The sequence below is a fragment of the Micromonospora sp. KC213 genome (assembly GCF_004348325.1).
Taxonomy (GTDB): domain Bacteria; phylum Actinomycetota; class Actinomycetes; order Mycobacteriales; family Micromonosporaceae; genus Micromonospora.
Genome location: NZ_SMKF01000249.1, coordinates 1 through 6,412, shown reverse-complemented (window position 1 = coordinate 6,412; position 6,412 = coordinate 1). Strand labels below are relative to the sequence as shown.

General features: G+C 75.6%; 4 protein-coding genes. 2 read left to right on the top strand and 2 right to left on the bottom strand.

What is annotated here, in order from left to right:
- On the bottom strand, nucleotides 1–1,742 hold a 1,742-nt coding region (locus E1166_RS28720), incomplete at its 3' end, for a tetratricopeptide repeat protein (protein WP_243710572.1).
- Between the two features lie 181 nt (nucleotides 1,743–1,923).
- On the opposite strand from E1166_RS28720, the gene E1166_RS28715 reads away from it, so the two are divergent.
- Entirely contained in the window at nucleotides 1,924–2,955 is a 1,032-nt protein-coding gene (locus E1166_RS28715; protein WP_132343000.1) for an SIS domain-containing protein, read from the top strand.
- A 25-nt stretch (nucleotides 2,956–2,980) separates the two neighbouring features.
- Entirely contained in the window at nucleotides 2,981–4,516 is a 1,536-nt protein-coding gene (locus tag E1166_RS28710; RefSeq protein WP_132270801.1) for a PAS domain-containing sensor histidine kinase, read from the top strand.
- 13 nt (nucleotides 4,517–4,529) lie between these two features.
- Here the strand turns inward: E1166_RS28710 and E1166_RS28705 are convergent, their stop codons facing one another.
- Nucleotides 4,530–6,041, bottom strand: a complete 1,512-nt coding sequence (locus tag E1166_RS28705; protein ID WP_132342998.1) for a glycosyltransferase family 39 protein — start codon at nucleotides 6,039–6,041, stop codon at nucleotides 4,530–4,532.
- Nucleotides 6,042–6,412: the final 371 nt, after the last annotated feature.

Sequence of the window (6,412 nt, the reverse complement as noted above, 5' to 3'; positions counted from 1 at the left end):
GCCAGGGTACGGGCGAGCGCGGCGCTCTCCTCGTCCAGCGCCGGGGTGGCCAGGGCCAGGTGGCCCAGGGAGACCGCGATCGGCACCGGCCGCGCCCGGGCCACCTCTGCCACGTCCGCGAGCCGTTCGGCCACCAGGTGCGCAACGTCGAGGCGTACCGCCGGGTCGACCCAGGCGGCTGTGACCAGGGCGAACAGGGCAGCCTCGGTGATCCAGTCCTCGACGCCCCAGATCAACTCCACCAGCACCCGGCGGCGGGTCGACTCCGCCCACGGTTCGTCGGTGCGGTGGTGCAGCAGGCCGAGACAGGCCCAGACCTGCACGCACCGGACCCAGAGTGAGGGGTCCTGCCCCGCCAACACCCGCCCCATCGCGGTCTCCGGCGGCTCTGGCGGGTGCACCAGCAGTCCCAGCAGGTCGGCGAGGTCCAGGGTGGCCAGTCCGACCGCCGCGTCGTACGCAGCCGGTGGGTGCGGCCAGGCGGGGTGGGCGAGGCGGCGTACCCGTCGCGCCGCGTCGGCGGAGGGCGCCGGCAGGGTGGGTGCGGCGGTGGCTCCCTCGTAACGCCAGAGCTGGCAGGTGGTGGCCCGCCGGGGTTCCCGGGGGTCGGGCCGGCTCGTCCCGGTGACCTCGATGTCCAGGCCGGCGGCCGCGCCGGCCCGCATCGCGCTGGGCGGTTCCGGTACGGCGAGGCGGACCGCCGGGCCGGGCGTGCCGGCGGCGGCCGGCGGCCGGCGTAGCGCGTCCACCATCGCGCCGGCGGCCGGGGTCACCTGCCCCAGCCAGGGCCGGCTGCGGCAGCACTCGGCGAGGTCGCCGTGCTCGTGGCTGTCGTCCGGGTGGTCGCGGACGAAGTCGGCCAGGGCGACGAGGTGCGCCACGTCGCCGTCGCGCAGGTAACGCAGCCGGTGCGCGGTGTGCACGGCGCAGTCGAAGGTGGGATCGCGGGCCAGCGCCCGGTCGATCCACTCCAGGGCGGCGTCGAGCCGGCCGGTGTCGGCCAGGGTGCCGGCGATGTCCGCGTACACGGCCAGGTCGTCGGGGTCGTGCGCGACGGCCCGTTCGAGGGCGGCGAGCGCCTCCCGGTTACGGCCCGCGCTGCGGTACGCGTACCCGAGCCACACCTCGCCCAGTTTGGACGGCTCCTGGCGTACCCCCCGGGCGGCCCAGTCGATCGCCAGGGTGACCTCGCCGAGGCGCCGGGCCAGCGCGGACGCCGCGCCCAGCAGCAGCGCGTGCCGCGGGTGCGCGGTGACCGCGTGGCGGGCCAGGGTGAGGTACGGCAGCAACGGCGGCCGGCCGGCGCGGGGCACCGGGTCGAGCACGGCGGTGCAGACCTGCATGAGGATCCGGGCGGCCCGTTCCGGGTCGAGTCGGGTGGCCAGTTCGGGCGCGGTCACCCAGGGCACCCCGGCCCAGTCCACCCCCGGCGCGTGCCCGGTGGCGGCGGCCAGCAGGTCCAGCCCTTCGGCCGGTCGCCCGGCGGCGGCGAGCAGGTGGGCGCGGGCCACCACGGCCCCGACGAACGCCCGCTGGCCGATCGGGAAGAGGTCCAGGTCGCCGCCGGAGGCGGCGGCGATGTGGGCCAGCGTCTCGTGCACCTCGGGCAGGGTCGGCGCCTGGACGAGGGCGGCGGCGAGGTGCCCGGCGGCGTGCGGCAGGTCGCCGGAGTCGAGGGCCAGGCGGGCGAGAGCGAGTTCCTCCGCCACGGTCAGCGCGGATTCGTCACGTCCCTCGGTCACGTCGGCCTCTCGCTCATCGGTGCCAGGGCTGGCAAGCCTAGGGGATGTCGTCCAGCAGTGGTGATCTACTGCGCGTTGCTGTTCGTTCGATTGCCCACAAGGAGGCAATGATGCAAAACTGAGCATGGAACGCGCGGAAATCGCGCAGGGAGGAGTCTTCGTGACACGTCCAGGAGCCGGCATGGCGGCCGACATCGACGAGCAGCCGGCCGGCTACGCCCGCCTGCTCTCCGCCGGCCCCGCCCAGCGGATCGCCGAGGTGGCCGCGACCATCGCGCGCCGCCGTCCCCGGCACGTCGTCCTCACCGCCCGGGGCACCTCCGACCACGCCGCCCTCTACGCGGCGTACCTCACCGAGATCCGGCTCGGCCTGCCCGCCGGGCTCGCCTCACCCAGTGCGGTCACCGTCTACGGGGCTCGCCCCGACCTCTCCGAGGCGCTCGTCGTCGGGGTCAGCCAGAGCGGCGGCTCGCCCGACCTGACCGAGGTGCTGCGCACGGCCCGCGGCTGCGGCGCGCTCACCCTCGCGGTCACCAACAACCCCGACTCACCGCTGGCCGAGGCCGCCGAGCTGACCGTCGACATCGCCGCCGGTCACGAGCGGGCCGTCGCCGCCACCAAGACCTACACCGCCGAGCTGCTCGCCCTGCTGCTGCTCGTCGAGGGCGTCCGCGCCGGCGACGGCGTGCTGCCCGCCGAGGAACGGGCCGCCCTCGACGCCCTGCCCGACCTCGCCGCGCGTACCCTCGCCGACCCCACCCCGGCGCAACTCGCCCCCCGTTACCGCTTCGCCGGCCAGCTGGTCACCACCGGCCGGGGGTACGCCTACCCGACCGCCCGGGAGGCGGCGCTGAAACTGATGGAGACCTCCTACCTGCCGGCGCTGGCCTTCTCCGGGGCCGACCTGCTGCACGGCCCGCTCGCGATGACCGACCCGGACGTTCCGGTGCTCGCCGTCGTCGGCTCCGGCCCCGGCGGGCGGGCCATGGGTGAGGTGCTGCCGCGGCTCGGCGAGCGCCGCGCCGACGTGGTGGTGGTCGGCTCCGCCGAGGTGGCCGGGGCCACCCGGATGGCCGTCCCCGAGGTCGACGAGCGGTACGCCCCGCTGCTGGACATCCTGCCCCTGCAACGGCTGGCGCTGGCGCTGGCGTTGGCCCGGGGTGAGGACCCGGACGCACCCCGGGGGCTGAAGAAGGTCACCGCGACGAGGTGACCGGCGGCGTGGCACGCTGTGGGGCGTGTCCACGCTGCGCGACCTCGCCGAGGAGCACACCCAGCTCCGCCCGGCCGACATCGACCACCTGCACCGGATCGCCGGCGACTGGCAGTTGCTGTCCGACCTGTCCTTCGCCGACCTGCTGCTCTGGGTGCCGGTCGACGGTGACGGTGCGTTCCTCTGCGTCGCCCAGGTCCGCCCGACGACCGCCCCCACCGCGTACCTGGACGACCAGGTGGGTCGGATCGTCGGCGGCCCGGAGGTGGCCCACCTGGAGGTGGCGTACCGGCAGGGGCGGATCTGGCGGGAGGGCGACCCGGTCTGGTACGGCGACGTGCCCGCCCGGCACGAGGCGATCCCGGTGCGGCTGCGCACCGCCGACGGTGAGGCCGGTGAGGTCGTCGCCGTGGTCGGCCGGGACACCAACCTCTCCACCGCCCGCACCCCCAGCCAACTGGAGCTGAACTACCTCACCACCGCCGACGACCTGGCCCAGATGATCGCCGACGGCACCTTCCCGCCGCCCCGGCACCCGGGGGAGACCACCTCCGCGCCCCGGGTCGGCGACGGTCTGGTCCGGCTGGACGCCAACGGCAAGGTCACCTACGCCAGCCCGAACGCGCAGTCGGCGTACCGGCGTCTGGGGTACGCCTCCCACCTGGTCGGGGAGGACCTGGCCAAACTGCACCGGCGGCTCGCCGCCGACCCGCTGGAGGGCACCGACGCCGGCAACGCCGTGCTGGCCGCACTGCGCGGCGAGGCCCCGCCCCGGCGGGAGATCGACGCCCGGGGGGCCACCATGCTGACCCGGGCGCTGCCGCTGATGCCGGCCGGCGTGCCGATCGGCGCGCTGGTGCTGGTCCGCGACATCACCGAGGTGCGCCGCCGGGACCGGGCGTTGATCACCAAGGACGCCACCATCCGGGAGATCCACCACCGGGTGAAGAACAACCTCCAGACCGTCGCCGCGCTGCTACGTCTGCAGGCCCGTCGGGTCGCCATGCCGGAGGCCCGGGTCGCGCTGGAGGAGTCGGTACGCCGGGTCGCCTCGATCGCCCTGGTGCACGAGACGCTCTCCATGTCCAGCGACGAGGCGGTCGAGTTCGACGGCATCGTCGACCGGGTGGCCAGCGCGGCCACCGAGGTCGCCGCGACCGAGGTGACCGTGGGGATGCGCCGCCGGGGCAGCTTCGGGGTGCTGCCCGCCGAGATCGCCACCTCGCTGGTCATGGTGCTCAACGAGCTGCTGCTCAATGCCGTCGAGCACGGCTTTCCGCCGGCCGGCGAGGAGGGGGCCGCCGCCGTCGTGGGCAGCGACGTGAAGCCGGAGGTGGTGGTGACCGCGCACCGGTTCCGCAAGCAGTTGCACGTCTCGGTGGCCGACAACGGGCGGGGCCTGCCCGCGCAGTTCGACGCCGAACGCGGCGGCCGGCTGGGACTGCAGATCGTCCGGGCGTTGGTCACCGGCGAGCTGCGCGGCAGCATCGAGTTGCGCAACGGTGCCGAGGGCGGCACCGAGGCCGTGCTGGTCGTCCCGCTGGCCCGCCAGCCCGGCTGAGGCGCGCCGCGGTTCAGGTGCGGGTGAGCAGGGCGACAGTCAGGTTGGGGCGGTGCCACCGGCGGGACACGGTGTAGGTGTCGCGCAGGGCGGTGCCGGTGGCGCCGGGGACCGCGGTGAGCGGGTCCGGTCGCCGGCCGGCCAATACCAGCCAGACCCGCTGGACCCCGGCCAGGCACTCCGCCGGGCGGGGGCATTCGGTGACCCAGAAGTCCGCGCGTTGCCGCTGGTCGCGGAGCGCCAGCACGTCCCGGGGCCGCTCCTTCAGGTGGTACGCCAGTCCGAGATCGAGGAAGAACCAACCCTCCCGGGGTGAGTAGACGATGGCGTCACCGGGGCGTTGATTCGCGCCGACGAGTTCCGCCGCGCCCCGGTAGTCGACCGTGCTGCTGCGTGGCCAGCCGTGGGTCCGCCGCAGCGACGCCTGGTCGGGCAGGCCGAGCAATCCGGCCAGCGCCACCACGGCCAGCCCCGGTGCCACCGACAGCGCACCGGCGCGGGGCGATGCCGGCCCGGTCGGGGGCGGTGCCGGCCGGGTGGCGAGGGCCGCGCCGGCGAGAACGCAGGCGAAGGGAACGGTGAAGAGCAGGTAGCGCGGTACCCACAACGGCACGGCCAGCCCGGCGACGAAGACCAGCAGCACCGGCAGCAGCACGCACAGCCCGGGCAGCAGCGCCTGGCGACCCGCCCGCGCCGCGCCGAGCGCGGCCAGGCCCACCACCAACCCGCCGACCACGCCGCTCTGCGCCACCCCGGCGGGCAGCGCCGCCAGGTCGGCCAGGCGGGCCGGCTCGACCCAGTCGAGCTGCCGGGAACGCTGCCCCGGTACGCGCAGCAGCAGCGGGGTGAGCACGACGAGCGCCGCCAGGACGGCGAGCAACCAGCGCGGCGCCAGCCGCCGGTCCCGCACGGCCAGGGGTGACCAACCTGCTCCGGCGACCATCGCCACCACGGCGTGCGCGGCGAGCAGGGCGAGGGCGAGCAGATGGGCCAGGCCGAGCCCGATGACGGCGGCGGCGTACCCGGCCCAGCGCGGCCACGTCGGGCGGTGCAGCGCGGCGACCAGGAGCAGGGTGGCCAGCACGGCGAGGCAGGTGGCCAGCGCGTACGGGCGGGCCTCCTGGGCGTACCTTGCGGTGCCGGGCAGCACCGCGAGGAGCAGGCCGGCGAGCAGGCCGGCCCGGGCGTCGGAGAGTCGGGCGGCCAGGACGGCGGTGAGCCCGGCCGCCGCCGCCATGGCCAGCGCCGAGGGCAGCCGCAGCGCGGTCGGCGAGTCGCCGGCGAGGCGGGTCCAACCGTGCATCAGCAGGTAGTACGGCCCGGCGGTGGCGTCCAGGGTGCCGGTGAGCCGCAGCAGGTCCGGTAGCGGGCGGGTGGCCGCGCTCCAGGTGGCCAGCTCGTCCCGCCAGGGTTGGGCACGCCCGATGCCGACCAGCCCGACGGTCAGCGTGGCCAGCGTCGGTACCAGCCAGACCAGCACCGGGGCGGATCGGAGCCACCCCGCCGGATGCTGCTTTCTGGACATTTCGTCCACACGGTGAGCCTCCCACACCCGGCGCCGCCCCGTGGTCCCGCCGATCCGGCCCGTGATGTGGGATGCCGCACGCGCTCGTTGGCTGGTCCACCCCGGGTGTGGCAGCATGACTGTCATGACCGCCGCTGTCGTCCGCCGCTTCGTGGCCCGTCGCCACGTCGACTACGGCCGCGTGCGCAGCGCGATCTGTCCGGCCCACTGACGACGCCCGATCCATCTGTCTCGGGCGCGTAGTCCGCGCCGGCCGTTCCGACACCGTCGTCCTCGGCCCGTTCCACGGGCCGGCCGTCGCGCCCACGCCCCCACCGAGGCACAGCAGACAACGGAGGACGCCGCGATGGCGGTCAGCAGCACCCCCGCCC

Bases quoted from the DNA above. Each gene is read 5' to 3' on its own strand.
- E1166_RS28705 (WP_132342998.1), bottom strand. From the start codon at position 6,041: ATGTCCAGAAAGCAGCATCCGGCGGGGTGGCTCCGATCCGCCCCGGTG.
- E1166_RS28715 (WP_132343000.1), top strand. From the start codon at position 1,924: ATGGCGGCCGACATCGACGAGCAGCCGGCCGGCTACGCCCGCCTGCTC.